At 41.0% G+C, this 24,957-nt stretch carries 25 protein-coding genes; all 25 read left to right on the forward strand.

Features of this window, described 5'->3' with window-relative positions; all coding sequences use genetic code 11:
* Positions 1 to 7: 7 nt before the first annotated feature.
* The 25 genes from sdaAA to dprA all read left to right on the forward strand — a co-directional run bounded on the left by sdaAA (position 8) and on the right by dprA (position 24,879).
* Positions 8 to 916, forward strand: coding sequence for an L-serine ammonia-lyase, iron-sulfur-dependent, subunit alpha (gene sdaAA, locus ACP8HH_RS06480; RefSeq protein ID WP_438317500.1), 909 nt, complete (start codon positions 8 to 10; stop codon positions 914 to 916).
* Entirely contained in the window at positions 897 to 2,945 is a 2,049-nt protein-coding gene (gene recG, locus ACP8HH_RS06485) for an ATP-dependent DNA helicase RecG (protein ID WP_438317503.1), read from the forward strand. Before sdaAA ends, recG begins: the two co-directional genes overlap by 20 nt.
* 838 nt (positions 2,946 to 3,783) lie before the next feature.
* Positions 3,784 to 4,368 (forward strand): transcription factor FapR, encoded by a 585-nt coding sequence (gene fapR / locus ACP8HH_RS06490; protein ID WP_438317506.1) that lies wholly within the window; start codon positions 3,784 to 3,786, stop codon positions 4,366 to 4,368.
* Positions 4,365 to 5,357, forward strand: coding sequence for a phosphate acyltransferase PlsX (plsX, locus tag ACP8HH_RS06495; protein ID WP_438317509.1), 993 nt, complete (start codon positions 4,365 to 4,367; stop codon positions 5,355 to 5,357). The genes fapR and plsX overlap by 4 nt, the downstream gene beginning before the upstream one ends.
* On the forward strand, positions 5,354 to 6,301 hold the full coding sequence (gene fabD, locus ACP8HH_RS06500) for an ACP S-malonyltransferase (RefSeq protein ID WP_438317512.1): 948 nt from the start codon (positions 5,354 to 5,356) through the stop codon (positions 6,299 to 6,301). Before plsX ends, fabD begins: the two co-directional genes overlap by 4 nt.
* Positions 6,298 to 7,044 (forward strand): 3-oxoacyl-[acyl-carrier-protein] reductase, encoded by a 747-nt coding sequence (fabG, locus tag ACP8HH_RS06505; RefSeq protein WP_438317515.1) that lies wholly within the window; start codon positions 6,298 to 6,300, stop codon positions 7,042 to 7,044. Before fabD ends, fabG begins: the two co-directional genes overlap by 4 nt.
* Positions 7,045 to 7,079: 35 nt before the next feature.
* Positions 7,080 to 7,316, forward strand: coding sequence for an acyl carrier protein (acpP, locus tag ACP8HH_RS06510; protein WP_438317518.1), 237 nt, complete (start codon positions 7,080 to 7,082; stop codon positions 7,314 to 7,316).
* Between the two features lie 131 nt (positions 7,317 to 7,447).
* Complete coding sequence (rnc, locus tag ACP8HH_RS06515; protein ID WP_438317521.1) at positions 7,448 to 8,212, forward strand: ribonuclease III; 765 nt, start codon at positions 7,448 to 7,450, stop codon at positions 8,210 to 8,212.
* A gap of 2 nt (positions 8,213 to 8,214) precedes the next feature.
* Positions 8,215 to 11,772 carry a chromosome segregation protein SMC gene (gene smc / locus ACP8HH_RS06520; RefSeq protein WP_438317524.1) on the forward strand — a complete coding sequence of 1,186 codons (3,558 nt, stop codon included), beginning with the start codon at positions 8,215 to 8,217 and terminating at the stop codon, positions 11,770 to 11,772.
* Positions 11,773 to 11,787: 15 nt separating this feature from the next.
* Positions 11,788 to 12,789 carry a signal recognition particle-docking protein FtsY gene (ftsY, locus tag ACP8HH_RS06525; RefSeq protein WP_438317527.1) on the forward strand — a complete coding sequence of 334 codons (1,002 nt, stop codon included), beginning with the start codon at positions 11,788 to 11,790 and terminating at the stop codon, positions 12,787 to 12,789.
* A 70-nt stretch (positions 12,790 to 12,859) separates the two neighbouring features.
* A complete protein-coding gene (locus tag ACP8HH_RS06530) occupies positions 12,860 to 13,195 on the forward strand; it encodes a putative DNA-binding protein (protein ID WP_438317530.1) in 336 nt (111 codons plus the stop codon).
* Between the two features lie 12 nt (positions 13,196 to 13,207).
* Positions 13,208 to 14,563 carry a signal recognition particle protein gene (ffh, locus tag ACP8HH_RS06535; RefSeq protein ID WP_438317532.1) on the forward strand — a complete coding sequence of 452 codons (1,356 nt, stop codon included), beginning with the start codon at positions 13,208 to 13,210 and terminating at the stop codon, positions 14,561 to 14,563.
* 113 nt (positions 14,564 to 14,676) lie between these two features.
* The gene (gene rpsP / locus ACP8HH_RS06540) at positions 14,677 to 14,949 is read left to right on the forward strand and encodes a 30S ribosomal protein S16 (RefSeq protein WP_381538284.1); all 273 of its coding nucleotides are present in this window, start codon (positions 14,677 to 14,679) and stop codon (positions 14,947 to 14,949) included.
* 16 nt (positions 14,950 to 14,965) lie between these two features.
* Positions 14,966 to 15,199 (forward strand): KH domain-containing protein, encoded by a 234-nt coding sequence (locus ACP8HH_RS06545; protein ID WP_438317536.1) that lies wholly within the window; start codon positions 14,966 to 14,968, stop codon positions 15,197 to 15,199.
* Between the two features lie 63 nt (positions 15,200 to 15,262).
* On the forward strand, positions 15,263 to 15,778 hold the full coding sequence (rimM, locus tag ACP8HH_RS06550) for a ribosome maturation factor RimM (RefSeq protein WP_438317538.1): 516 nt from the start codon (positions 15,263 to 15,265) through the stop codon (positions 15,776 to 15,778).
* Entirely contained in the window at positions 15,778 to 16,512 is a 735-nt protein-coding gene (gene trmD / locus ACP8HH_RS06555; RefSeq protein WP_438319055.1) for a tRNA (guanosine(37)-N1)-methyltransferase TrmD, read from the forward strand. Before rimM ends, trmD begins: the two co-directional genes overlap by 1 nt.
* Positions 16,513 to 16,644: 132 nt before the next feature.
* Positions 16,645 to 16,989, forward strand: coding sequence for a 50S ribosomal protein L19 (rplS, locus tag ACP8HH_RS06560; protein WP_438317541.1), 345 nt, complete (start codon positions 16,645 to 16,647; stop codon positions 16,987 to 16,989).
* Positions 16,990 to 17,097: 108 nt separating this feature from the next.
* A complete protein-coding gene (gene lepB / locus ACP8HH_RS06565) occupies positions 17,098 to 17,655 on the forward strand; it encodes a signal peptidase I (protein WP_438317544.1) in 558 nt (185 codons plus the stop codon).
* 17 nt (positions 17,656 to 17,672) lie between these two features.
* Positions 17,673 to 18,515, forward strand: a complete 843-nt coding sequence (gene ylqF, locus ACP8HH_RS06570; protein ID WP_438317546.1) for a ribosome biogenesis GTPase YlqF — start codon at positions 17,673 to 17,675, stop codon at positions 18,513 to 18,515.
* Positions 18,516 to 18,693: 178 nt separating this feature from the next.
* Entirely contained in the window at positions 18,694 to 19,470 is a 777-nt protein-coding gene (locus ACP8HH_RS06575; RefSeq protein WP_438317549.1) for a ribonuclease HII, read from the forward strand.
* Positions 19,471 to 19,472: 2 nt separating this feature from the next.
* The gene (locus ACP8HH_RS06580; RefSeq protein WP_438317552.1) at positions 19,473 to 21,434 is read left to right on the forward strand and encodes a hypothetical protein; all 1,962 of its coding nucleotides are present in this window, start codon (positions 19,473 to 19,475) and stop codon (positions 21,432 to 21,434) included.
* Positions 21,431 to 21,724 (forward strand): EscU/YscU/HrcU family type III secretion system export apparatus switch protein, encoded by a 294-nt coding sequence (locus tag ACP8HH_RS06585; protein ID WP_438317555.1) that lies wholly within the window; start codon positions 21,431 to 21,433, stop codon positions 21,722 to 21,724. The genes ACP8HH_RS06580 and ACP8HH_RS06585 overlap by 4 nt, the downstream gene beginning before the upstream one ends.
* Positions 21,725 to 21,836: 112 nt before the next feature.
* The gene (gene sucC / locus ACP8HH_RS06590; RefSeq protein WP_438317558.1) at positions 21,837 to 22,997 is read left to right on the forward strand and encodes an ADP-forming succinate--CoA ligase subunit beta; all 1,161 of its coding nucleotides are present in this window, start codon (positions 21,837 to 21,839) and stop codon (positions 22,995 to 22,997) included.
* A 17-nt stretch (positions 22,998 to 23,014) separates the two neighbouring features.
* Positions 23,015 to 23,917, forward strand: a complete 903-nt coding sequence (gene sucD / locus ACP8HH_RS06595; protein ID WP_438317561.1) for a succinate--CoA ligase subunit alpha — start codon at positions 23,015 to 23,017, stop codon at positions 23,915 to 23,917.
* 68 nt (positions 23,918 to 23,985) lie between these two features.
* On the forward strand, positions 23,986 to 24,879 hold the full coding sequence (dprA, locus tag ACP8HH_RS06600) for a DNA-processing protein DprA (RefSeq protein ID WP_438317564.1): 894 nt from the start codon (positions 23,986 to 23,988) through the stop codon (positions 24,877 to 24,879).
* Positions 24,880 to 24,957: the final 78 nt, after the last annotated feature.

Consider the following 24,957-nt stretch of genomic DNA (forward strand, 5'->3'; position numbering starts at 1 on the left):
AAATTATATGGAAGTACTATTTACTTCGGTAAAAGAACTTGTTGCACTTGCAGAATCACAAAAAAAGCCGATTTCTGAAATAATGATTGAACAAGAAATGCTTATGACAAAGCGCTCTAGAGAAGATATTATTGCCCAAATGGATAACAATTTGACGGTTATGGAAAGTGCCGTTGAAAAAGGGCTAGAAGGAGTACATTCTGCTTCGGGTCTATCTGGCGGAGATGCTGTTCTTCTGCAGAAATATATGGCGACTGGCAAATCGCTTTGCGGGGATTTGGTGATGGATGCTGTTAGTAAAGCAGTAGCGACGAATGAAGTGAATGCAGCAATGGGTACAATTTGCGCAACACCAACAGCAGGAGCGGCTGGAATTGTTCCAGGTACGTTATTTGCTGTGAAAAACAGATTGAATCCAACTCGACAGCAAATGTTGAATTATTTGTTTACATCAGGTGCTTTTGGTTTCGTTGTTGCGAACAATGCATCGATTTCCGGTGCGGCTGGTGGTTGTCAAGCGGAAACTGGATCTGCAGGATCTATGGCGGCGGCAGCAATTGTAGAAATGGCTGGCGGAACACCTCAACAGAGTGCTGAAGCGTTTTCGATTGTTATGAAGAATATGTTAGGGCTCGTTTGTGATCCTGTAGCGGGACTAGTTGAAGTCCCTTGCGTGAAGCGAAATGCGATGGGTGCGGCAAAAGCTTTAGTTGGAGCAGATATGGCTTTAGCTGGAGTTGTAAGTCGAATTCCAACGGATGAAGTAATTGAAGCAATGCATAAAATAGGTCAATCGATGCCTTCTGCGCTACGGGAAACAGCAAGAGGCGGATTGGCAGTGACCCCTACCGGAAAGGCTTTAGCTGCAAAAGTCTTCGGCACGGATAAGGTAGATCATGATTCCGTCACTAAATGATTCTGTAACTGAACTGAGAGGAGTCGGGAAAGCTGCAGGTGAACAACTTGAAGCACTCGGCATCCACTGCGTTAATGACCTTCTCATGACATTCCCGTACCGGCACGAAGATTTCAGATTGAAGGATTTAACAGAAACACCGCACAATGAACGGGTGACCATTGAAGGAAGGGTCGAAAGTGAGCCTACAATTCTTTTTTTAGGAAAAAACAGATCCCGTCTACAAGTCCGTCTTCTTGCTGGAAGACATCTTGTGAAGGCGGTTTTTTTTAATCAACATTATTTAAAAGCTCGCATGACGCCAGGTGCAGTGGTTACCGTTACAGGTAAGTGGGACCGTGGTAGACAATTAATTAATGTAAGCAATTTTCATGCTGGTCCAAAAACGGAGCAATCCGATTTTGAACCTGTTTATAGTTTGAAGAGTGTGATGCATCAAAAAACATTTCGCAGGTTTATGAGAAGTGCTCTTGATTACACAGAAGGGAAGCATGAAGAATCGCTCCCGAACGACACTTTACAAGCCTATAGAATTCCTGCAATTAGTGAAGCACTTGAAATGGTGCATTTTCCAAGAAGTCCAGAAGATGTAAAGCAAGCAAGAAGGCGTTTTGTTTATGAGGAGTTATTAGTATTCCAATTAAAAATGCAAGGGATTAAAAAGGCTCGAAAAGAAGCGGAAAAAGGCGTTATAGTGGATTATGATTTGGAGAAAGTGAAGGTTTTTATAGAGTCGCTTCCTTTTGAATTAACGAATGCACAGAAACGTGTAGTGAATGAATTGTGTACAGAGTTAAAGAGTTCAGTTCGTATGAATCGTCTTCTTCAAGGAGATGTAGGTTCTGGGAAAACGGTAGTTGCTGCAATTGCGATTTACGCATCGATTACAGCAGGTTTTCAAGGTGCACTGATGGCTCCAACTGAAATACTTGCAGAACAACATGCTGCTACTCTTGCAGAGTGGCTAGAACCCTTTGATGTAACTGTAGCTTTCCTCTCCGGATCGACAAAAGCGAAGGCAAGGGTAAGTTTATTGGAGAAGTTGGAATCTGGGGAAATCGATTTACTGATTGGTACACATGCACTCATTCAACCAGATGTTGTATTTAAGAATCCCGGACTTGTGATAACAGACGAACAACATCGATTCGGTGTCGAACAAAGGCGAGTTTTACGGGATAAAGGGCTTAATCCGAATGTGTTGTTTATGACGGCAACACCAATCCCACGGACGTTAGCCATCACCGTTTTTGGTGAAATGGATGTATCTGTTTTAGATGAATTGCCTGCGGGTCGAAAAGAAATTGAAACGCATTGGTTAAAAGAAGAGTCTATTTTGCCTGTTTTGCAAAAGATGGAAAAGGAATTGCGAGCAGGTCGACAAGCCTATGTAATCTGTCCGTTAATCGAGGAGTCGGACAAATTAGATGTGCAAAATGCAGTTGATGTGCATAGTCAATTAACACATCATTTTAAAGGTCAATATAATGTCGGACTTATGCATGGTCGTCTTCATTCAGCAGAAAAAGATGCGATCATGCGTGAATTTAGTGAAGGTGAAATTAATGTTCTTGTATCAACAACAGTAGTAGAAGTTGGAGTTAACGTTCCAAATGCGACATTTATGCTTATTTACGATGCGGGTCGATTTGGTCTTTCTCAACTTCATCAACTTAGGGGAAGAGTTGGTAGAGGAGCGGAACAGTCGTATTGCGTCCTTTTGGCTGATCCGAAAACTGAAGAAGGTAAAGAGCGTATGCAAACAATGACGGAAACAAATGACGGTTTCGTCCTCGCTGAAAAAGACCTTGAACTCAGAGGAGCTGGCGACTTTTTCGGTAAAAAGCAAAGTGGTATGCCTGAATTCAAAATTGCGGACCTCGTCCATGACTTTAGAGCTCTCGATACAGCAAGAAAAGATGCTGAGAAACTTTTGGATTCTACTTATTTTTGGGAAGCTGACGAGTATGCGGTTTTAAGAAGACAGCTTGAATCCTCAGGTGCCCTTGGGAACGAACGAATTGATTGAAGTGTTGAATGAAATGGATATATCCGACATTTCGGTGCATTTATCCGACAGATTGGTGGTTATATCCGACACTTCGAGCTGTTTATCCGACACATCACTGATTATATCCGATACTTTGAGCAGTTTATCCGCAAATCGTGACCTAATGCCTAGCGAAACAGTCGGTGGAAATCACATTTTGAGCCGATAGGATGTGCGTTGTGCAGTCGTTGCCACAGGACGTGGCGAACTTAGATTGCGTTCTTTCTCCGAAATGGATATATCCGACAGATCTGTGATTATATCCGACACTTTGAGGAGTTTATCCGCAAATCATGACCTAATGCCTAGCGAAATGGTTGGGGAAATCACTTTTTGGGCCGACAGGATCTGGGTTGTGCAGTCGTTGCCACAGGACGTGGCGAACTTGGACTGCGTTCTTTCTCTGAAATGGATATATCCGACTCTTCGGTGCATATATCCGACAGATCTGTGGTTATATCCGACACTTCGAGCTGTTTATCCGACACATCACTGATTATATCCGACACTTTGAGCAGTTTATCCGCAAATCATGACCTACTGCCTAGCCAAATGATTGGAAATAAGTGAACGTTATTGTGCCTGCCAGAGCTAAACGGCACCTTCCGCTTTTCTATTTGTCTAGTCTCCATGCGCCAGTCCCCAGTCCCTCGGGTCACAAGTTGTTTATCCAAGGAGGCTGAAGTACGCCTCCATGGATAAACCTCTTGTGCCTGTCGGGGCTAAACAGCACCTTCCGCTTTTCTATGCTTGCTTTCTCAATTCTATCTTTATATACTGATATTAGTACCAAGTCCTAATGTGGAGGGTGAAATGATTGCGTATGCCTAAAGTGGAGAGGCAACGGTTGCTTGGTGATTTGTTGGAAGAGAATCCGTTTCACACTGATGATGATCTTTCAAAGCACTTTAATGTGAGTGTCCAGACAATCCGTTTAGATCGGCTTGAGCAGGGAATTCCGGAGTTGCGTGAACGAATTAAAAATGTAGCGGCAAAAACGTTGACGGGTGAAATCAAATCGATTCATACTGATGAAATCATTGGTGATATTGTAGATTTAAAACTAGATGTCCGCGCATTATCCATATTTGATGTAACAAAAGATCATGTATTCCAACGAAATGGAATTGCGCGCGGTCATCATTTATTTGCACAAGCAAATTCTCTTGCTGTTGCGGTTTTAGATGACGAACTTGCTTTAACGGTGAAATCGACAATTCATTTTGTTAAGCCAGTTAAAGCGGGCGACCGAGTAGTAGCGCGCGCGGAAGTAAATAAAGAAGATTCGAATCATAAAAGGACAAAAGTGGAAGTCGTTTCTGAAGTGGATGGTGAAACGGTTTTTACGGGTGAATTCTTAATGTATCGAACGACTGATAAAGTGCAGGAGGAATTATTATGATCATAGCTGTCGATGGAATGGGTGGAGATCATGCCCCTGGTGAAATAATTGCTGGGGCACTCGAAAGCTTAACCGCATTCGAAGATATACAAATACATATATACGGCGACGAGTCGAAGATGGCACCTTTTTTAAAGGAACATGATCGATTAAAGGTGTTTCATTGTACAGAAGTAATTGAAGCGGACGACGAACCGGTGCGTGCGATTCGTAAGAAAAAAGATGCTTCAATGGTGCGCATGGCTCAGGCTGTAAAAGATGGAGATGCAGATGCATGTGTTTCCGCAGGTAATACGGGGGCGCTGATGTCTGCAGGATTGTTTATAGTAAAGCGCATTGATGGAATTGAACGACCGGCTCTAGCTCCGACGCTTCCAACAGTGGACGGTAAAGGTTTTGTGATGATGGATGTTGGTGCGAACTCCGATGCCAAACCAACGCAGCTCGCCCAATATGGAATTATGGGCAGTATTTATGCGGAACAAGTTCGTGGCATTAAAAATCCGCGAGTCGGTTTATTAAACATTGGAACTGAAGAGGGTAAAGGAAACGAACTAACGAAAGCGGCGTACGATCTTCTTTCGGAGGCACCTATTAATTTTATCGGGAACATAGAAGCAAGAGATTTACTTGTTGGTGTAGCCGATGTGGCGATAACGGATGGTTTTACGGGAAATATGATTTTAAAAACGATTGAGGGTACGGCAAGTGGTTTTTTCACAATGTTGAAAGAAGTTTATGGTTCATCGACGAAAACGAAACTGTCCGCTGCTCTTGTGAAAAATGAACTTCGTGGTTTGAAAAAGAAAATGGATTACACGGAATACGGCGGCGCGGGTCTGTTTGGATTAAATTCTCCAGTTATTAAAGCGCATGGTTCTTCAAACGCCAACGCGATATACAATGCAATTCGCCAGGCTCGAACAATGGTGGAATATGACGTATGTGGCATCATTCGAAAGACCATCAAGGAGGGAAATACAGAATGACGAAGATTGCTTTTATATTCCCAGGACAAGGCTCGCAAGTTGTTGGAATGGGAAAAGAATTTACGGAAACTAATGAAAAGAGTAAACGTTTTTTAGAGAAAGCAGATCATGAACTTTCGTATGCATTAAGCGAACTTATTTTAGAAGGTCCCGCAGAGGATCTTACAGTAACGTACAATGCACAGCCTGCCCTGTTAACGGTGGGAACGATGATCGCCTCAAGATTGGCTGATGAAGGAATTGAACCGGATTACACCGCGGGTCATAGTCTTGGAGAGTACACGGCACTTGTTGCATCGGGTGTGCTGTCTTTTGAAGACGGTGTCTTAGCGGTTCACCAGCGTGGAAACTATATGAATGAAGCGGTTCCGGCGGGTGAAGGGGCTATGGCTGCAATTCTAGGTCTTAGCAATGAACAAATATTGGAAGTTACGGATTCAATTACGGCAAGAGGACATGCGGTACAACCGGCCAATTTAAATTGTCCTGGACAAATTGTGATTTCAGGCACAAAGTTAGGCGTTGAAACAGCATGTGTAGAACTAAAAGATGCGGGTGCGAGACGTGCAATACCTCTTAATGTTAGTGGTCCGTTCCATTCTTCACTTATGAAACCTGCTGCGAAACAACTTGAAAAAATGCTGAATGCAATCCAAATGAGTGAAGCTTCGGTCCCAGTAATTGCGAATGTAAATGCTTCAGTTGTGCAAAATTCGGATGAAATAAAAAAACTACTTGTCGAACAGCTCTATTCCCCTGTATTATGGGAGGATTCCGTTCGAACGATGCTAGATCTCGGGGTTACACATTTTATTGAATGTGGACCGGGTAAAGTGCTGAGTGGACTCGTAAAGAAGATTAGTAAAGAAGTAGAGGTATATGCGGTTTATGATGAATCGACACTACAAGAAGTGTTAGAAGCTTCGAAAGGGTGGTCTGAATGAATAGGTTCACAGGAAAAGCAGCAATTGTTACAGGAGCATCTCGTGGAATTGGTCGAGAGATTGCTTTACAATTAGCAAAAGAAGGCGCAAAAGTTGCTGTCAACTACAGCGGCAGCAAAGAAAAGGCAGATGAGGTTGTGCAGTTGATTACACAGTTAGGCGGCGAGGCATTTGCGATTCAAGCAGATGTTTCCAAAGCAGACAGTGTGAAAAACATGGTGGACCAAACGCTTGAGAGATTTGGTTCAATTGATATACTTGTAAATAACGCTGGAATTACACGTGATAATTTACTTATGAGAATGAAAGAGGACGAGTGGGATGATGTCCTTAATATTAATCTAAAAGGCGTATTTCTTTGTACAAAAGGTGTCACTCGACAAATGATGAGGCAACGTGCTGGAAAAATTGTAAACGTCGCATCCATTGTAGGTGTTTCAGGAAATCCAGGTCAAGCGAATTACGTTGCGGCAAAAGCAGGCGTCATTGGATTTACCAAAACGGTTGCAAAAGAATTAGCTACGCGTAATATTAATGTGAATGCTGTTGCCCCTGGATTCATTACAACAGATATGACAGAGGCATTAAGTGATGAAGTGAAAGACCAAATGCTGAGTGTGATACCACTTGGCAAATTGGGCAGTCCTGAAAACGTAGCACGAACAGTACTATTTCTACTTTCTGATGATGCAGCGTATATTACGGGACAAACAATCCATGTTGATGGTGGAATGGTAATGTAAATTTAATAGTATAACTTCGAGGGGAGGTGACAAATTTGTCAACAGTACTTAGTCGTGTAACAAAAGTAATCGTCGATCGTCTTGGCGTCGACGAAAGTGAAATTAAACCAGAAGCTTCATTCCGTGATGATCTCGGCGCAGACTCTTTGGATGTCGTTGAACTTGTAATGGAATTAGAAGATGAATTCGATATGGAAATTTCCGATGATGATGCAGAAAAAATTACAACGGTCGGCGATACAGTTTCATATATCGAAAGTAAAGTGAACTAATAGACATTTAACGGAGACCTTTTCATCCTTTCAATTTGAAAGGATTGGAAGTGTCTCTTTTTACTTTTGCACTAAGTCCGCAAAAAGGTTAAAATTAAAGGTAGATTGCGAAGAGAGGTAGAATTAATCTTATGACAAATAAACGCACAAATGGTAAAAACAGCAAAGTTCCACTTCCGCTGTCTGTAAGGAATCGTTTTAGTGAACTTCAAGAAAAACTATCCATAACATTCAAGGATAGCTCTTTGCTTTATAATGCATTCACACATTCATCCTATGTGAATGAGCATCGTAGAAAGAGTTTTACTGATAATGAGCGGCTTGAATTTTTAGGAGACGCTGTTTTGGAACTCGGAGTATCTCGTTTTCTTTATTCGGCGGAGCCTAATATGAGCGAAGGCCAATTGACAAAACTTCGTGCAGCTATCGTTTGTGAACCGGCACTCGTTAAGTTTGCAAATGAGTTGGATTTTGGCCATTATGTACTCCTTGGTAAAGGTGAAGAACAAACGGGTGGTAGAATGCGTCCGGCTCTTCTTGCAGATGTATTTGAAGCTTTCATTGGTGCACTATACATGGACCAAGGCATGGAACCCGTAACAAAGTTTCTTGAAAATGTAATTTTTCCTAAAATTACAATCGGTGCTTTTTCGCATGTGATGGATTATAAAAGTGGTTTACAGGAAATTATTCAACAGACAAATCAAGGACAACTTGAATATGAAGTGGTTGAAGAAAAGGGTCCTGCACATTCGAAAGAGTTTGTTACTGTTGTCCGGCTTGGAGAGAAACAGCTGGGTGTAGGCAGTGGTAAATCGAAAAAAGAAGCTGAGCAAGAAGCAGCGCGCAATGCAATTGATGAATTGATGAGGCAGCAAGCCGGAGGAGAGATTTAACAGTGTTTCTAAAAAGGCTTGAAATAATTGGATTCAAATCATTTGCTGAGAAAATTGAAATTGATTTTGTTCCAGGAGTCACCGCTATCGTTGGTCCCAATGGTAGCGGGAAGAGTAATATTACAGATGCAATTCGGTGGGTGCTTGGGGAACAATCAGCAAAATCCCTACGTGGTGCGAAGATGGAAGATGTGATTTTTGCAGGAAGTGATTCTAGGAAACCGCTGAACTTTGCGGAAGTTACTTTAATTCTGGATAATTCAAAAGGTCTTTTCCCGTTGGATTATACAGAGATTAGTGTAAGTAGGAGAGTTTTTCGCTCGGGTGAAAGTGTTTATTTATTAAACAAACAACAATGTCGCTTAAAAGATATTAATGATGTTTTTATGGATTCTGGTCTTGGTAAGGAGTCTTTTTCAATCATTTCTCAAGGCCGCGTGGATGAAGTACTGAACAGTCGTCCCGAGGAAAGGCGAAATATATTTGATGAAGCGGCAGGAGTATTAAAATATCGAACAAGAAAAAAGAAGGCTGAACACAAGCTTTTCGAAACCGCTGATAATTTGGATCGTGTGCTCGATATTTTAAAAGAGCTTGAAACACGAATTGGTCCACTGAAAAAAAATGCGGAAGCAGCAGAGAAATATGCCGTTCTTTTTGAAGAAACACGGGATGCAGATATCACTTTGTTGAACTATGATGCACGAAACCAACATGCGGAAATAGAGAAGAAAATGATGGAAGCAAAGAACATCTATGAAAAGAACAATGAACTGGAAGTCTTGCTGGAAAAAAGCGGTGCCGAATCCGACCATTTAAAAGCACAGTTGGCTCAATTAGACATCCAAATGGATACTCTTCAGAAAAAACTAGTGAGCAGCAGTGCTGAGACTGAAAAATGGGAAGGAAGAAGACTTCTTTCGGTCGAGAAAAGGCGTAATGCCCATCAACAAGTCGAACGAATTCATTCCGATTTAGCGCTAGCAAAAATTGAAAAAGATGAACTTAACTTGAAATTAAAAAATTCTCAAAAACAGCTTGCATCGATCCAATCTGAATATGAAACCGTTTCGAAAGAAATAGATGATGTTGCTCAAGTTTTAAAAAGATCTGTTAAAGAGACTGAAAATGAAATTGAGCAATTGAAATCGGAATACATTGATCGATTAAATGAAGAAGCGACGATTAGAAACGATCTGAAGCATGCGGATGAAAGACTTGCTGGGGAGAAATTTTCTTCTGAAAAGTATTTCCAACAAACATCTTCCCTAAGCGATCGTTTCAAAGTACTTGCAGATGAGAAGGTACAGAAAGAACAAACGGTACGTAAAGTAAAAGAGCATGCAAAAGAGACTGAAATAAAATACAAACAGACGATTGAAATACTGCGGGTATTGGAAGAGGAACTTCGCGGAAAACAAGAATTGCTTCAAAAGGCATTCAACAGACAACATGAAATGCAAGGAAGAATACGAGCGCTTGAAAGTATGGAAGCGGATTTCTCGGGTTTTTTCTCAGGAGTAAAAGAAGTTCTGATTGCTAAACAGGGCGGAAAATTAACAGGTATTAATGGTGCTGTAGCTGAGCTCATCAATGTTGAGAGTAAGTATGTCAAAGCGATAGAAACGGCTCTTGGTGGTGCGTTACAAAATATAGTAACAACAACTGAAAAAGAAGCTCGACAAGCAATCGCTTACTTGAAATCTAAAAATGCCGGCAGGGCAACATTTCTGCCGCGTGATGTTATGAAATCAAGGATGATCCAACCCGCCACACTAAACCTTGCGAAACAGCACCCCGGGTTCATAGGAACGGCTAATAGTTTAGTTCAAACAGAAGATGATTATCGAATTATTACTGAAAATCTCCTGGGAAATGTGCTTGTGGCGACCTCTTTATCAAGCGCGACTGAAATTGCTAAAACCATTGGATATCGGAATCGTGTCGTGACTATAGATGGTGATATAGTGAATGCTGGGGGTTCCCTAACAGGTGGCGGCGTTAAAGGACAGGCATCGGTTTTTTCCCGTAAGGCCGAACTGGAAACCTTAAAAGTACAACTCGTTCAAATGGCGTCTTCCATTGAATCCGCAACAAAAACCATTGGTAATTTGAAGATGGAAATTGCCGGTATTATGCACGAAATGGAGCAGTTGCGTCATTCGACTGAAGTACTCCAACTTGAAATCGCAACTGGGGAATCCGGAATCCGTGAAACGGACATAGCCATTCGGTCCATTGAAAATGAAATTACTTCATCCGAATTGGAAAGAAAAGGTTTTGAAAATACGGGTTCTACTATATTAAAACGTAAAAAAGAGCTTGAAAATCAACATATCATCGTTAAAAAAGGTTTGGAGAAAATATCGGCTGAAGTGGCCATGTTGGAACGACTCGCTGCTGATTGGCGCCAGGAAGAAGCGATTCTAACAGCAAGAATTTTTGACTTACGCGAACGTGCGGCAGTTCTTCGGGAGCAACGGACACATTACAAAAAGTCGATTGACGAGATGATACATACAATCGACGCCGTGAAACGTAAAATTATATTATTGGCTGAAGAAGTGGATTATTTCACAGGAAATAGTGGAGATGGCGATTTAACTTCGGAAGAAATTAGTGAACGAATCCAAAAAACGTTGGCTGAAAAAGAACATTTTGAAACTGAAGTGAACAACAGTAGGATAAAACGGTTGGAACTCGTTCAATACGTCGATGAAAAAGAGCAACTTCTTAAAACTCTTAGGGAAAAGTCCGCTGTAATCGTATCTCAATTAAATCAATTGACCGTTGAAAAATCCCGGTTGGAAGTAAAATACGAAGCCGTAACTGGACGGCTGTTAAACGAATATGGTCTTCATCCCGATTTTGATGCGGTCATTGAATTCGACGAAGTGGAAACAAGGGAGAGGCTTTCTGAACTCAAGCGCGAACTCTCGGATATTGGGCCTGTCAATCCCGGGGCAGTTATTGAATATGCCGAAGTGTCTGAAAGGTATGAGTTTTTAACGGAGCAACGAAACGACTTATTGAACGCCAAAAGTACATTGCAAGAAGCAATGTCTGAAATGGATCAAGAAATGACGGCTCGTTTCTCTGCGACATTTGATGCGGTTCAAAATCGTTTCCGCGGCGTATTTAAGGAAATGTTTGGCGGTGGTGATGCAGATTTAGTTTTAACGGATCCTTCGAACTTACTAGAAACAGGTGTGGACATCATTGCTCGTCCTCCGGGTAAAAAGCTACAGAACTTGAGTTTATTATCCGGTGGGGAACGTGCCTTGACGGCGATAGCGCTTCTGTTTTCAATCATCGAAGTGAGGCCAGTTCCATTTTGTATACTGGATGAGGTTGAGGCGGCACTCGACGAGGCGAACGTCTTACGTTACAGTAAATACTTAAATAGGTTTTCGGATAAGACCCAATTTATCGTCATTACACATCGTAAAGGAACAATGGAAGGTGCAGATGTTCTTTACGGAATAACAATGCAGGAATCAGGCGTCTCCAGGTTAATTTCTGTAAAACTTTCAGAAGTTCCGGAAGAGGCTCTTATATAAAAGGAGTGATTCGTAGTGTCTTTTTTTAGGAAAATGAAAGAAAAAATCACAGGTTCAAATGATGCAGTAACGGATAAATTTAAAGAAGGTCTCGCGAAGACTCGGAATCAGTTTACTTCAAAGGTCAATGATCTTGTCGCACGATTTAGAGTTATTGATGAAGAGTTTTTTGAAGAGCTTGAGGAGTTATTGTTGCAAGCTGATGTTGGCGTTGAAACTGTAATGGAATTAATCGATCAATTGAAACTCGAAGTGCAGAGAAAAAACAAGAAAGATACAGCGGGAATTCAGTCCGTTATATCCGAAAAACTTGTGGAAATTTATAATTCGGGCGAAGAATTGGATGTTCGTTTAAACATTCAAGAAGATGAGTTAACGGTTATCTTAATGGTTGGTGTCAACGGAGTTGGAAAAACAACAACAATTGGTAAACTGGCAGCACGTCTTATGGCAGAGGGTAAAACCGTTATGCTTGCAGCGGGAGATACATTCCGTGCGGGTGCCATCGACCAACTTGTTGTTTGGGGTGAACGTGCGGGTGTAGAAGTCATTAGACAATCTGAAGGGTCGGACCCGGCAGCGGTAATGTATGATGCAATCCGTGCAGCGAAAAATAGGAAAATTGACGTCTTAATTTGTGATACAGCGGGAAGATTGCAAAACAAAGTGAATCTGATGAATGAACTGCAAAAAATTCACCGCGTCATCAGTAAAGAAGTCGAAGGTGCACCACATGAAGTGCTGCTTGCACTCGATGCAACGACGGGTCAAAATGCTCTTGTTCAAGCACAAACATTTAAAGAAGCAACAAATGTTACGGGAATTGTTCTAACGAAGCTCGACGGAACTGCAAAAGGTGGAATTGTTCTTGCGATTCGTAATAAATTAAACATACCTGTAAAGTTTGTCGGTCTTGGCGAAGGTGTAGATGATTTACAACCGTTTGATACGGAGAAATATGTCTATGGTTTATTCGCAGATGGGCTAGAATTAGAAGAAGAAATGATAGACAAGTAAAATAGCTTGACAGCAAGTGTTGACCATAATATGATTGAATATGAGTACGTGTACTGAGGAGGAGAATCCAATGTCGCTTGTAAAAACAACACGCATTAATTTCCTCTTTGATTTTTATCAATCTCTTTTGACGGATAAACAGAGACTCTATATGAACTTATATTACTCTGAGGATCTATCACTTGGTGAAATATCTGGAGAATACGGGATTTCTCGTCAAGCTGTTTACGATAATGTTCGCAGAACTGAAGCAATGCTTGAAGATTACGAATTGAAATTGAATTTATTTTCCAAGCATCAAGAACGTTTAAAAGCCATCGAAAGTTTAGAACAATTAATTCAAGGTACAGATGACCAATCGGAAAAAATGCGAAACCTGTTGGTCGGATTAAAAGACTATGACTAGGAGGCGGCGTGCATGGCATTTGAAGGATTGGCCGAGCGGCTGCAAGGAACGCTCCAAAAGATTAGGGGCAAAGGTAAGGTAAACGAGGCAGATGTTAAAGAGATGATGCGTGAGGTTCGTTTCGCGCTTATTGAAGCTGACGTTAACTTGAAAGTAGTAAAAGAATTCGTGAAAACGGTTAGTGAACGTGCAATAGGACAGGAAGTTGTGAAAAGTTTAACTCCGGGTCAGCAAGTCGTGAAAATTGTAAAAGACGAACTGACAAACCTTATGGGTGGGGAACAAAATCCAATTCAGTTTGCAAGGAAGTCACCGACAGTCATTATGATGATTGGTCTACAAGGTGCCGGGAAGACGACAACTTCAGGTAAATTAGCGGCGGTCCTTCGCAAACGTCACAACAAAAAACCCCTTCTCGTTGCAGCAGATATTTATAGACCTGCAGCGATCCAACAATTGGAAACAATTGGGAAACAATTAACCATACCTGTATTTGCACTGGGAACGGATGTTTCTCCTGTGGAGATTGTACGACAAGCACTTGTCGAAGCCGAGAAAGAGCATCACGATGTCGTAATTATTGATACGGCTGGTAGACTTCATGTTGATGAGAAGCTCATGCAAGAGCTTGCGGATATTCGCAATCTTACAACGCCGGATGAAGTGTTTTTAGTTGTCGATGCGATGACCGGTCAAGATGCAGTGAATGTTGCAAAGAACTTTAACGACACTGTAGGCATAACAGGAGTTGTACTCACGAAGCTTGATGGTGATACGCGTGGTGGTGCTGCACTATCCATTCGCTCAGTAACCGATAAGCCTATTAAGTTTGTCGGTACGGGTGAGAAAATGGATGCACTAGAACCGTTTCATCCAGAACGTATGGCTTCAAGAATTCTAGGTATGGGTGATGTGCTGTCTCTAATAGAGAAAGCACAAGAAAACGTTGATGAAGACAAAGCGAAGGAACTCGAAGAAAAGTTCCGAACACAGTCGTTCACACTGGACGACTTTCTTGATCAGTTGCAACAAGTTAAGAAAATGGGGCCACTGGATGATTTATTGAAAATGATGCCAGGGGCCGGGAAGATTAAAGGGCTTGAAAACGCTAAAGTGGACGAAAGCCAAATGGGCCGTGTAGAGGCAGTTATCCAATCAATGACTCCAACGGAACGTACAACGCCAGACATCATTAATGCAAATCGACGTCGACGAATTGCTAAAGGTTCAGGAACAACGATTCAAGATGTGAATCGTTTACTGAAACAATTCGAAGATATGAAGAAAATGATGAAGCAGATGACGGGCATGCAACAAAAAGGTAAAAAGAAGATGAAAATGCCTGGTTTGGATTCATTTTTTAAATAAAAACGCACTCAAAATAAATTTATTTTAGGGTGTTAAGAGAAAAGACTTTACAAACAAACAAAAGCTTGATAACATACTATCTTGTGTGAAACTATTCGGAGGTGCAATAATTAATGTCAGTTAAAATTCGTCTTAAACGTATTGGAGCAAAGAAGTCTCCAGTCTATCGTATTGTAGTAGCGGACTCACGTTCACCACGTGACGGTCGTCAAATCGAAACAGTGGGTACTTACAACCCATTGAAAACACCGGTGGAACTAAAAATCAATGAAGAATCAGCTCTTAAGTGGCTTCATAATGGTGCACAACCATCTGATACAGTCCGCAACCTATTTTCTGATCAAGGTATCATGGAGAAATTCCATAACTCTAAATTAGGTAAATAATTTAGGAGGGGTGTACATGAAGCAGCTGATTGAAACAATCGTCAAACCGTTAGTCGATTACCCCGAAGATGTTCGGGTTGAAATGGATGAATACGATAGTCGAATTACTTATAAGCTTTCCGTCAATGCTGAAGATATGGGCAAAGTGATTGGAAAGCAAGGACGTGTTGCGAAAGCAATACGTACAATAGTTTATTCAGCAGCAGGAAGTCACCACGGTAAGAGAGTGAACGTAGAAATTATAGATTGATGCAAAAAAAGAAGGGGCCTATGTTCCTTCTTTTTTTGCATCATATTAAGGAAGTGTAAAGCAATGGAATGGTTTAATGTAGGTAAAATCGTTAACACTCATGGTATTCGCGGAGAAGTTCGTGTGAATTCATATACGGATTTTCCTGAGGAGCGCTATGCTGTCGGAAATACACTTGATTTATTTATGCCGGATAGCGAGAAATCCATTAAATTGACTATAGCCAGTCATCGGAAACATAAGAACTTTGAATTATTAACATTTGAACATCATCCCAATATGGTTGATGTTGAAAAATATAGAGACGGCATGTTTAAAGTCTCGGAAAAACATCTTAGTGAACTTGAAGATGGCGAGTTTTATTACCATGAAATCATTGGTTGTACTGTAGTGACGACTGAAGGTATAGACATTGGTAAAGTTACGGATATCCTAGAAACAGGTGCGAAAGATGTTTGGACAATTACGCCTGAAAAAGGAAAGCCGCATTATATTCCATACATTGATGACTTTGTGAAAGAAATCGATATCGATGCAAAAAGAATTGTCATCGAGCCGATAGAAGGACTGCTTTCATGATGAAAGTCGATGTGCTATCCCTTTTTCCGGAAATGTTTGAAGGTGTTCTTCATTCGTCAATCATGAAGAAGGCACAGGCGAATGATGCAGTATCGTTTAATGTCATTAACTTCCGTGATTATGCGACAGATAAGCACCATAAAGTAGACGATTATCCTTACGGCGGTGGCGCGGGAATGGTACTTAAACCGGAACCTCTTTTTGCTGCGATAGAAGCCGTAACCGTGAACACGGAAAAACCGCCCCGCATCATATTGATGTGTCCGCAAGGTGAAAAGTTTACTCAGAAAAAATCGGAAGAGCTATCTTCTGAAGAACATCTGATCTTCATATGTGGCCACTATGAAGGATACGACGAGCGAATTCGTGATGTACTCGTTACTGACGAATTATCGCTTGGAGACTTCGTCTTAACGGGTGGAGAGATTGCTGCAATGGCTATCATTGATAGCGTCGTTCGACTTTTGCCGAATGTGCTCGGTAATGTGGATTCCCCGATGTTGGATTCGTTTTCAACAGGACTCCTCGAACATCCTCAATATACTCGGCCTGCAAACTTTAAAGGCATGGAAGTACCTGAAGTTCTACTATCGGGAAATCATGCGAAAATAAATCAATGGCGCGAAGAACAATCTCTTATTCGAACATATGAAAGAAGAAAAGACTTGCTTGAATCCGCTCCGCTTACGGATTTTCAACGTAAGTTACTAAAACAATTAGAACAAAATAAATAAACAGATGAACTTGCACAGTTGGCGACATTGTGTTAATATCTTGTATGTACTTCTAAAGTGAAGTACATACTGACTGATGTTCCGCTGCAAAAGCAAAAGTGTAAGAACATCCGCGGAGAAGGAGAGAAAAAAATGCAAAACATTGTAGCAGAAATCACAAAAGATCAGCTTCGTACAGACCACCCGGAATATCGTGCGGGAGACACTGTAAAATTACACGTTAAAATCGTTGAGGGAACGCGCGAGCGTATCCAGATTTATGAAGGTGTTGTTATTGCGCGTCGTGGAGGCGGAATCAGTGAAACATTCACAGTCCGTAAAATCTCCAACGGTGTTGGCGTAGAGCGTACATTCCCTGTACACACACCTAAAATTGTTCAAATAGAAGTTACTCGTCGTGGTAAAGTACGCCGTGCGAAGTTGTACTACCTTCGTAGCCTACGCGGAAAAGCTGCACGTATTAAAGAAATTCGATAATAAAGAACGAAGATTTAGGGAGGCCATCTACTACGGCCTCCCTTCTTTTTGCCTCATATATGAATAAACTGTACAATAAAGATAGTATTAGGCGAGGGGGCTTTAACAATGAATGAAAAGAAAACTAAAAACGAAACTTGGGAATGGATAAAAGCGCTTTTGATTGCTTTTGGACTGGCCGCAATTATTCGTCTGTTTTTGTTTACACCAATTGTTGTAGACGGTATATCTATGATGCCGACGCTATCTGATGGAGACCGAATGGTTGTCAATAAAATTGGTTATACGATTGGCAAGCCAAAACGTTTTGATATCGTTGTTTTTCATGCCCCTGAACAGAAAGATTATATTAAACGAATCATTGGACTTCCTGGCGATGAAGTGGAATATATTGATGACGTTTTATATATTAACGGGAATGCATACGAAGAACCTTATCTTGATAAGTACAAAGAAGAAGTAACTGATCGACCACTCACCGAGGATTTTTCACTCGAAGACAAGATTCAAAGCAAAACAGTTCCCGAAGGTTATATATTTGTTCTCGGAGATAATCGGAGAAAGAGTAAGGATTCAAGACATATCGGAGTTATAGCAATCGACGAGATTATTGGCAATACAAATATTGTCTTCTGGCCGATAAAAGATTTCGGAATCGTCGACTGACGAGAGGAGATAAGTGCATGACAATTCAATGGTTTCCAGGCCATATGGCTAAAGCGCGAAGAGAAGTAACCGAGAAATTAAAACTAGTTGATATTGTGTTTGAACTAATTGACGCTAGATTACCTTTGTCATCTAGAAACCCGATGATTGATGATGTAATCCATCAAAAAGCAAGACTTCTAATATTAAATAAGGCAGATCTCGCGGATGATAATGAGACGGCTAAGTGGATTCGATATTTTGAGGACCGGGGAGATCGAGCAATCTCGATTAATTCATTTGAAGGCAAAGGAATGCAGGCTATTACAAAAGCGGCTAAAGAGATTTTAGAGCCTAAGCATGAGCGAATGCGCAGTCGAGGAATTCGTCCTGGTGCCATTCGAGCGATGATTGTTGGTATTCCAAACGTAGGTAAATCAACATTAATCAATCGTTTAGCGAAGAAAAACATTGCGAAAACAGGTAATACACCCGGTGTCACAAAAGCGCAACAATGGATTAAATACGGTAAAGAACTTGAGCTGCTGGATACACCAGGTATTCTTTGGCCAAAATTTGAGGACAAAGAAGCGGGTTATAAATTAGCTCTAACGGGTGCCATTAAAGACACGATTCTTAATATGGAGGATTTAGCCATTTACGGTCTTCGTTTTCTTGAGGAGCACTATCCAAATCGTCTTAGCCAAAGATATGGCCTTACGAAAGTGGATGACAGCATCATTGAAGTTCTAACGAGCATCGGAGAACTTCGTAAAGTCTATACAACTGGCGGGGCAGTCGATTTTGACAAAGTATCCGAAATGATTGTACGAGACATTCGCAACGAACATCTAGGTAAACTTACATTCGACTTTGTTTAATAAGATTTTTTTCAAGTAAGCAAATTATAGTAAATAAATTGAAGACCGATGCCGCATGTGGAATTTCACTAGGTAATCGGTCTTTCTTACTTTAAATAGTCGAAAAAATGCTTAACGAACCGATAGATATAAAAAGAGAAACAAATAGGTAACTTTTATTACGTGGAAGGTGATCAACATGAAAACGATAAAAGAAATCACTGAACAACTGCAATCAACCAAAGAGCCTGAGCCTTGGATGCTAGAGCTCTTAGAAGACTCCAGAGCTGGCGTAAAATCAGCGCTTAAAAGATGGCAACGTCAATACGATAAAAACGAACTTATTAAAAATGCCCATACAACTAAAATGGCCTTTGATCGCTCGTTTGTGCACTCTGAAGAGGACCTAGTTGCTGGAGTTGACGAAGCGGGTCGCGGACCGTTAGCGGGCCCTGTGGTGACTGCAGCGGTTATTCTTCCGGCAGATACGCGCGAGCTAATTGGATTAGACGATTCAAAAGCAATCTCAAAACACAACCGCGAGAGATTTGCTGAAATCATTAAGAGAATCGCAATTGATTATTCCGTTCATATTCAGCCAGCCACAACCATTGATACTATGAACATTTATGCAGCTACACGGGATTCCATGGAACAGGCCGTAAATGAACTAACCGTATCTCCGCATTTTGTTATTGTCGATGCAATGTCTCTTACGATAACATGCCCAACAGCATCAGTAATAAAGGGGGATGCAAAGAGTTTGGCTGTTGCGGCAGCATCTATATTGGCGAAGACGTCACGAGATGCAATTATGGATGATCTACATAATGCATTTCCTATGTATCACTTTATTAATAATTCAGGATACGGAACAGCTCAACATTTAGAAGCACTTGAAACATACGGACCTTGTGAACATCACCGTAGAAGTTTTGAACCTATAAAATCAATGACATCGGAAAGGAGGACATAACAATGAGTTTTCGAGCAATGACTTCTGTAAGTGCACAGCCCTCAACGCCAGCTACCGAGAATAAGTCCCTTGTATTAAAGGAAGGTCAATTATTTCACGGCCAAATAAAGCAACTTTTTCCGGGACAAATGGCCGAAGTTCAAATTGGTGGTCAAAAATTATTTGCGAAGCTTGAAGTGCCTATGAAGGCTGGAGATTCTTATTATTTTCAAGTATCTTCAGTAAAACCTGAATTACAATTGAAAATCATTTCAGGTCCGATGAGTGGTACGGAAGGTCCGGTGCGTCAACTTGCGAGTCTCATGGAGTCCATGCAACTTCCCAAAACGGCCGAAATGCAGGAGTTGCTTTCGTTTGTACTTAAAAACAAGATGCCAATGACTAGAGAGAGTTTAATGCAAGCAGAAGCGTTGTTGAAAACTGTCCCCACCGCTACAAGAGGTGAAGCGCTAGCAACAATCCAGAAGATGGTTGAGCTGAAGTTGCCTTTTAACGAAACTGTTTTCAGAGCCCTTTTTGGAGTTGAATCCAAAGAGGGGTTACATACTTCGCTTACTTCTTTAAAGAGTTTAATGGTGTCCGATACAACCATTCCTCCGCAGATAAAACAAGCGATACTGGCGTCGCTTGAAACTGTTGAGAAACCGTTTTTGCAAGCGACGGGAAGAGCGGCTCTTGGGCAAGCTTTATTGACGTTGCTTAATCCTACTGAAAGTACAGAGAGCCGTTTCGCAACAGTGCAATTATTAAAAGGCGTAGATGTGTTACCGCCCAGTACATCTCTTGCAAATCTGCAGCAAGTACTCACTTCACTGATTTCCGAAGGACTGGCTACCGGGCGTCAGACAACGGTACAACAAACCACGACCCAGCAACCAATGAATCCACAACCTGTAGTGCAACCAACTGTAGCCCAAGAAATTGGCGTGCTGCTCAAACAAATCAGCAGTCAACAACAAAGCCCTACAACGGCACAATTAGCGCAGCTGAAGAACCTTGTCGCATCCGAACCGACCTTAACTACTGGAAATAAAGAGATAGTAACTGCATTAATAAATCGTATGACGAATTCACCAACAACATCAGACGGGGGAAGTAAATTTAGCACTGAGTTCAGTTTGGCCCTTACACGAATGGCTTCTGAAAATGCAGTTGCAGCTCCTTTTACAACAACGGCCATAGGAATGAAAGAACAAGTTTTAACGTTGCTTAGTGGCCAGAATATACAATCTGAGGCGATGGGAAAGTTAGCTTTACTCGTTAAAAATGCGGAACAATCGAATAACCCTTCTGTCCAAAAACTTATGCAAGCTGCAGAAGTGGCGGTTACGTCTGCTGTGGATGGAAAAGCCATTAAAGATGCAGTCCAAACGATAGTTCGATCCTTTGGAATGAATTATGAAGCAGGTCTTCTTAGTAGGGATGCAAATGTAGGAAATCTTGCGGAAACACTTAAACCGTTACTTCTCTCTCTTATATCGGACCCATTGATATCGCAAGCAATAAAAAACAGTGCAGAAAATCTCGTCACACGGATGAATGGACCACTTCTAGCATCAAGTGATAATGGTGTTCAGCATCAATTAATCATGCAAGTTCCACTAGAGTTTTTTGGTAAAAAGATTGATGCGACTTTGGAGTGGAACGGTCGAATGAAAGAGAACGGGAAAATTGATTCTAGTTTTGCTCGAATCCTCTTTTATCTGGATTTACATTCACTAGATAAAACGATTGTCGATATGCAAGTTCAAAATAAAGTGGTGACAATAACTGTTTACAACGCTGATAAAAGTTTGAAACTACTTGGAAATCCAATACAAGAAAAACTTAAAGATGGTCTAGATTCTGTAGGCTATAAACTTTCAGGTGTTTTCTTTAAAGAATTTTACGAAGAAGAAAAACGTATTGAATCAGCAATAAAACAAACAAATAACTTCGAACAAGGAGTTGATTACCGCATATGAATGAGGAAAAACAGATTCGTAAAGAAGCAGTTGCGCTTTCTTATGATCCGAATTCAAGTGGAGCCCCGAAAATTATTGCAAAAGGGTGGGGTAAAATTGCCGAAAATATTTTACTTAAGGCAAAAGAACATGATGTGCCCATTCAAGAAGATCCGAGTCTTGTCGAGATCCTAGGTCAATTAGACATTAACGAGTCCATACCAGAGGAGTTATATAAAGCAGTTTCCGAAGTATTTGCGTATATTTATCAAGTAGACCGTGAACATGGATTAAAAAAGAGAGCTAAATAATATTAAACTACTTTTCGATAAATAGTATCCATCTGTGGACATTTTATGACAAGTTTACTACAATGGATAAGGCACTAAATAAAGAGTTATAAGTTCGATTGGAGGATGTAAGATGAATATCCATGAATATCAAGGAAAACAGCTTTTACGTGATTATGGCGTAGCTGTATCAACAGGAATTGTTGCTTTTTCTCCTGAAGAAGCGGTTAAGGCTGCGAAACAACTTACACCAGGAATCTATGTTGTAAAAGCACAGATCCATGCGGGTGGCCGTGGTAAAGCGGGTGGAGTTAAGATTGCAAAAAATCTTGACGAAGTACGCGGGTACGCAAAAGAACTACTCGGCAAGATACTTGTTACAGACCAAACAGGTCCAGAGGGTAAAGAGATTAAACGACTTCTTATCGAAGAAGGTTCAAATATCGAGAAAGAGTATTACGTAGGACTCGTTCTTGATAGCGCTACAGATCGTGTAACACTTATGGGTTCTGAAGAAGGCGGCGTGGACATCGAAGCCGTTGCTGAAGAAACACCAGAAAAGATTTTCAAAGAAATCATCGACCCGGTTGTTGGATTGACTGGATTCCAAGCTCGTCGTATGGCTTTTAAAATGAATATACCAACAAAACTTGTAAACAAAGCAGTGAAATTCATGCTCGGTTTGTATCAAGTATTTGTTGAAAAAGATGCTTCTACAGTTGAAATTAACCCACTTGCTGTAACAGCAGAAGGTGACATCTTAGCTTTAGACGCTAAATTCAACTTTGACGAAAGTGCACTATTCCGTCACAAAGACATTGTTGAACTTCGTGACTTCGATGAAGAAGATCCAAAAGAGATCGAAGCTTCAAAATACGACCTAAGCTATATTTCTCTTGATGGAAGTATTGGTTGTATGGTAAATGGTGCAGGACTTGCAATGGCGACTATGGATACGATCAACTATTATGGTGGATCACCAGCTAACTTCCTTGATGTTGGGGGAAGTGCAACTGCAGAAAAAGTAACTGAAGCATTCAAAATCATCCTTTCAGATGAAGCTGTTAAAGGTATTTTCGTTAACATCTTTGGTGGAATTATGAAGTGTGACGTTATTGCAGAAGGCGTAATTGCAGCTTCTAAAGAAGTTGGACTTCAAGTTCCACTTGTTGTTCGTCTTGAAGGTACAAACGTAGACAAAGGTAAAGCTTTATTAAACGAATCAGGACTTAATATCATCGCTGCAGATTCAATGGCAGACGGTGCTAAAAAGATCGTTGAGCTCGTAGGCTAAGAAAGGCAGGGACAAACATGAGTATTTATATTAATAAAGATACAAAAGTTATCGTACAAGGAATTACAGGTGCTACGGCACTCTTCCACACAGAGCAAATGCTTGAGTATGGAACGAAAATTGTTGCTGGTGTTACACCTGGTAAAGGTGGAGAAACAGCTGCTGGAGTTCCTGTGTTTAATACAATGGAAGACGCTGTAAATGCAACGGGAGCAACTGTATCGGTCATTTATGTTCCAGCACCATTTGCGGCAGACGCAATTATGGAAGCAGTGGACGCGGATTTAGATATGGCAATTTGTATTACTGAGCATATTCCGATTCTTGATATGGTAAAAGTAAAACGTTATATGGAAGGCAAAAAGACTCGTCTTGTAGGTCCAAACTGCCCAGGCGTTATTACTTCTGACGAATGTAAGATTGGTATTATGCCAGGCTATATTCATACAAAAGGTCATGTTGGAGTTGTTTCACGTTCAGGTACGTTGACGTATGAAGCGGTACATCAGCTATCCCAAGCAGGAATTGGTCAAACAACTGCTGTTGGGATCGGTGGAGACCCTGTTAACGGGACAAACTTCATTGATGTTCTTAAGGAATTCAACGAAGATCCAGAAACGTACGCGGTTGTTATGATTGGTGAAATCGGTGGAACAGCTGAAGAAGAAGCTGCTGCATGGATTAAAGAAAACATGACAAAACCAGTTGTTGGATTCATTGGTGGACAAACAGCACCAGAAGGAAAACGCATGGGCCATGCCGGTGCAATTATCTCTGGTGGTAAAGGTACTGCTGCTGAAAAGATTAAGGCTCTTAATGCTGCCGGCGTTGAAGTTGCAGATACTCCATCTGTTATTGGAGAAACGCTTATTAAAGTTATTAAAGAAAAAGGTATATACGAAAAATGTAAAACACATTAATATAATGAATGCAGCGTATCTTATGGATGCCGCTGCATTTTTTAAAATTTAAATTGAGGAGGAAAAAAATGCACCAACTGACAGATGTTGAAAAACGGTTACTGGCTCTTCATTATGTTTTACCAATACCCATGAATCGACTAGAAAACCTATACAAGATAGATCCTGAACTCGTTGATTATCAAAATTATTCAGCGGAAGAATTGGTACGAATTTTGCGAATAACGTTACCGAATGCTGTTAAATTAAAAATGAAACTACAACAAAGCAGAACTACCCCCTATGAAGAACTGTATAAACGGCATGAAATTACCCCTATTCCGTTTACAAATCCCCTATATCCTAGCCATCTTTTATCATTGTTTGATCCTCCATCAGTCCTTTACATGAAAGGAGACATACGTATTCTTACTGAGAAATATAAGATTGCTATTATTGGTTCACGAAAAGCAACCGTTTATTCAAAACAAGCTTTAGAACTTATTGTGCCTCCGCTTGTTGAAAACGATGTGGTTATCGTATCTGGACTTGCAAAAGGGGCGGATACAATGGCTCATAAAGCTGCCATCGCCTATGGAGGAAAAACAATTGCTGTACTTGGGCATGGATTATTTCATATGTATCCCGCCGAAAACCGTCAACTTGCAAAGGAAATCGCTGAAAATCAGTTGCTATTAACTGAGTATCCACCGTATGTAACACCCGAACGTTGGACATTTCCGAACCGTAACCGTATCATTAGTGGATTATCTGACGCGGTTATAGTAACAGAAGCTGCGGATAGAAGCGGCACGATGAGTACAGTTGAGCATGCCTTGGAAAACGGAAAAGAGGTCTATGCGGTTCCTGGTTCTATAACGTCCGAACTTTCCGGGGGACCAAATAAGTTGATAGACGAAGGTGCACGGCCGCTTTGGAGCGGTTATCAAGTAATTGATGCTTTGACTTTTATCCACTCGTAAATAAAGTAGACTGCTAAAAAGTTTGCTTTTTACCGAAATCTAGTATACATTTTGCAACAGATATTCTTTTTAGGAATA

Origin of the sequence: Sporosarcina sp. FA9, assembly GCF_051550205.1 — a bacterium.
Taxonomy (GTDB): domain Bacteria; phylum Bacillota; class Bacilli; order Bacillales_A; family Planococcaceae; genus Sporosarcina.

Excerpts from the sequence above, each read along its gene's own strand:
- sdaAA (WP_438317500.1), top strand. The coding sequence starts at position 8 with ATGGAAGTACTATTTACTTCGGTAAAAGAACTTGTTGCACTTGCAGAA.
- recG (WP_438317503.1), top strand. The coding sequence starts at position 897 with ATGATTCCGTCACTAAATGATTCTGTAACTGAACTGAGAGGAGTCGGG.
- plsX (WP_438317509.1), top strand. The coding sequence starts at position 4,365 with ATGATCATAGCTGTCGATGGAATGGGTGGAGATCATGCCCCTGGTGAA.
- fabD (WP_438317512.1), top strand. The coding sequence starts at position 5,354 with ATGACGAAGATTGCTTTTATATTCCCAGGACAAGGCTCGCAAGTTGTT.
- fabG (WP_438317515.1), top strand. The coding sequence starts at position 6,298 with ATGAATAGGTTCACAGGAAAAGCAGCAATTGTTACAGGAGCATCTCGT.
- rnc (WP_438317521.1), top strand. The coding sequence starts at position 7,448 with ATGACAAATAAACGCACAAATGGTAAAAACAGCAAAGTTCCACTTCCG.
- ACP8HH_RS06530 (WP_438317530.1), top strand. The coding sequence starts at position 12,860 with ATGTCGCTTGTAAAAACAACACGCATTAATTTCCTCTTTGATTTTTAT.
- ffh (WP_438317532.1), top strand. The coding sequence starts at position 13,208 with ATGGCATTTGAAGGATTGGCCGAGCGGCTGCAAGGAACGCTCCAAAAG.
- rpsP (WP_381538284.1), top strand. The coding sequence starts at position 14,677 with ATGTCAGTTAAAATTCGTCTTAAACGTATTGGAGCAAAGAAGTCTCCA.
- ACP8HH_RS06545 (WP_438317536.1), top strand. The coding sequence starts at position 14,966 with ATGAAGCAGCTGATTGAAACAATCGTCAAACCGTTAGTCGATTACCCC.
- rimM (WP_438317538.1), top strand. The coding sequence starts at position 15,263 with ATGGAATGGTTTAATGTAGGTAAAATCGTTAACACTCATGGTATTCGC.
- trmD (WP_438319055.1), top strand. The coding sequence starts at position 15,778 with ATGAAAGTCGATGTGCTATCCCTTTTTCCGGAAATGTTTGAAGGTGTT.
- rplS (WP_438317541.1), top strand. The coding sequence starts at position 16,645 with ATGCAAAACATTGTAGCAGAAATCACAAAAGATCAGCTTCGTACAGAC.
- lepB (WP_438317544.1), top strand. The coding sequence starts at position 17,098 with ATGAATGAAAAGAAAACTAAAAACGAAACTTGGGAATGGATAAAAGCG.
- ylqF (WP_438317546.1), top strand. The coding sequence starts at position 17,673 with ATGACAATTCAATGGTTTCCAGGCCATATGGCTAAAGCGCGAAGAGAA.
- ACP8HH_RS06575 (WP_438317549.1), top strand. The coding sequence starts at position 18,694 with ATGAAAACGATAAAAGAAATCACTGAACAACTGCAATCAACCAAAGAG.
- ACP8HH_RS06580 (WP_438317552.1), top strand. The coding sequence starts at position 19,473 with ATGAGTTTTCGAGCAATGACTTCTGTAAGTGCACAGCCCTCAACGCCA.
- ACP8HH_RS06585 (WP_438317555.1), top strand. The coding sequence starts at position 21,431 with ATGAATGAGGAAAAACAGATTCGTAAAGAAGCAGTTGCGCTTTCTTAT.
- sucC (WP_438317558.1), top strand. The coding sequence starts at position 21,837 with ATGAATATCCATGAATATCAAGGAAAACAGCTTTTACGTGATTATGGC.
- sucD (WP_438317561.1), top strand. The coding sequence starts at position 23,015 with ATGAGTATTTATATTAATAAAGATACAAAAGTTATCGTACAAGGAATT.
- dprA (WP_438317564.1), top strand. The coding sequence starts at position 23,986 with ATGCACCAACTGACAGATGTTGAAAAACGGTTACTGGCTCTTCATTAT.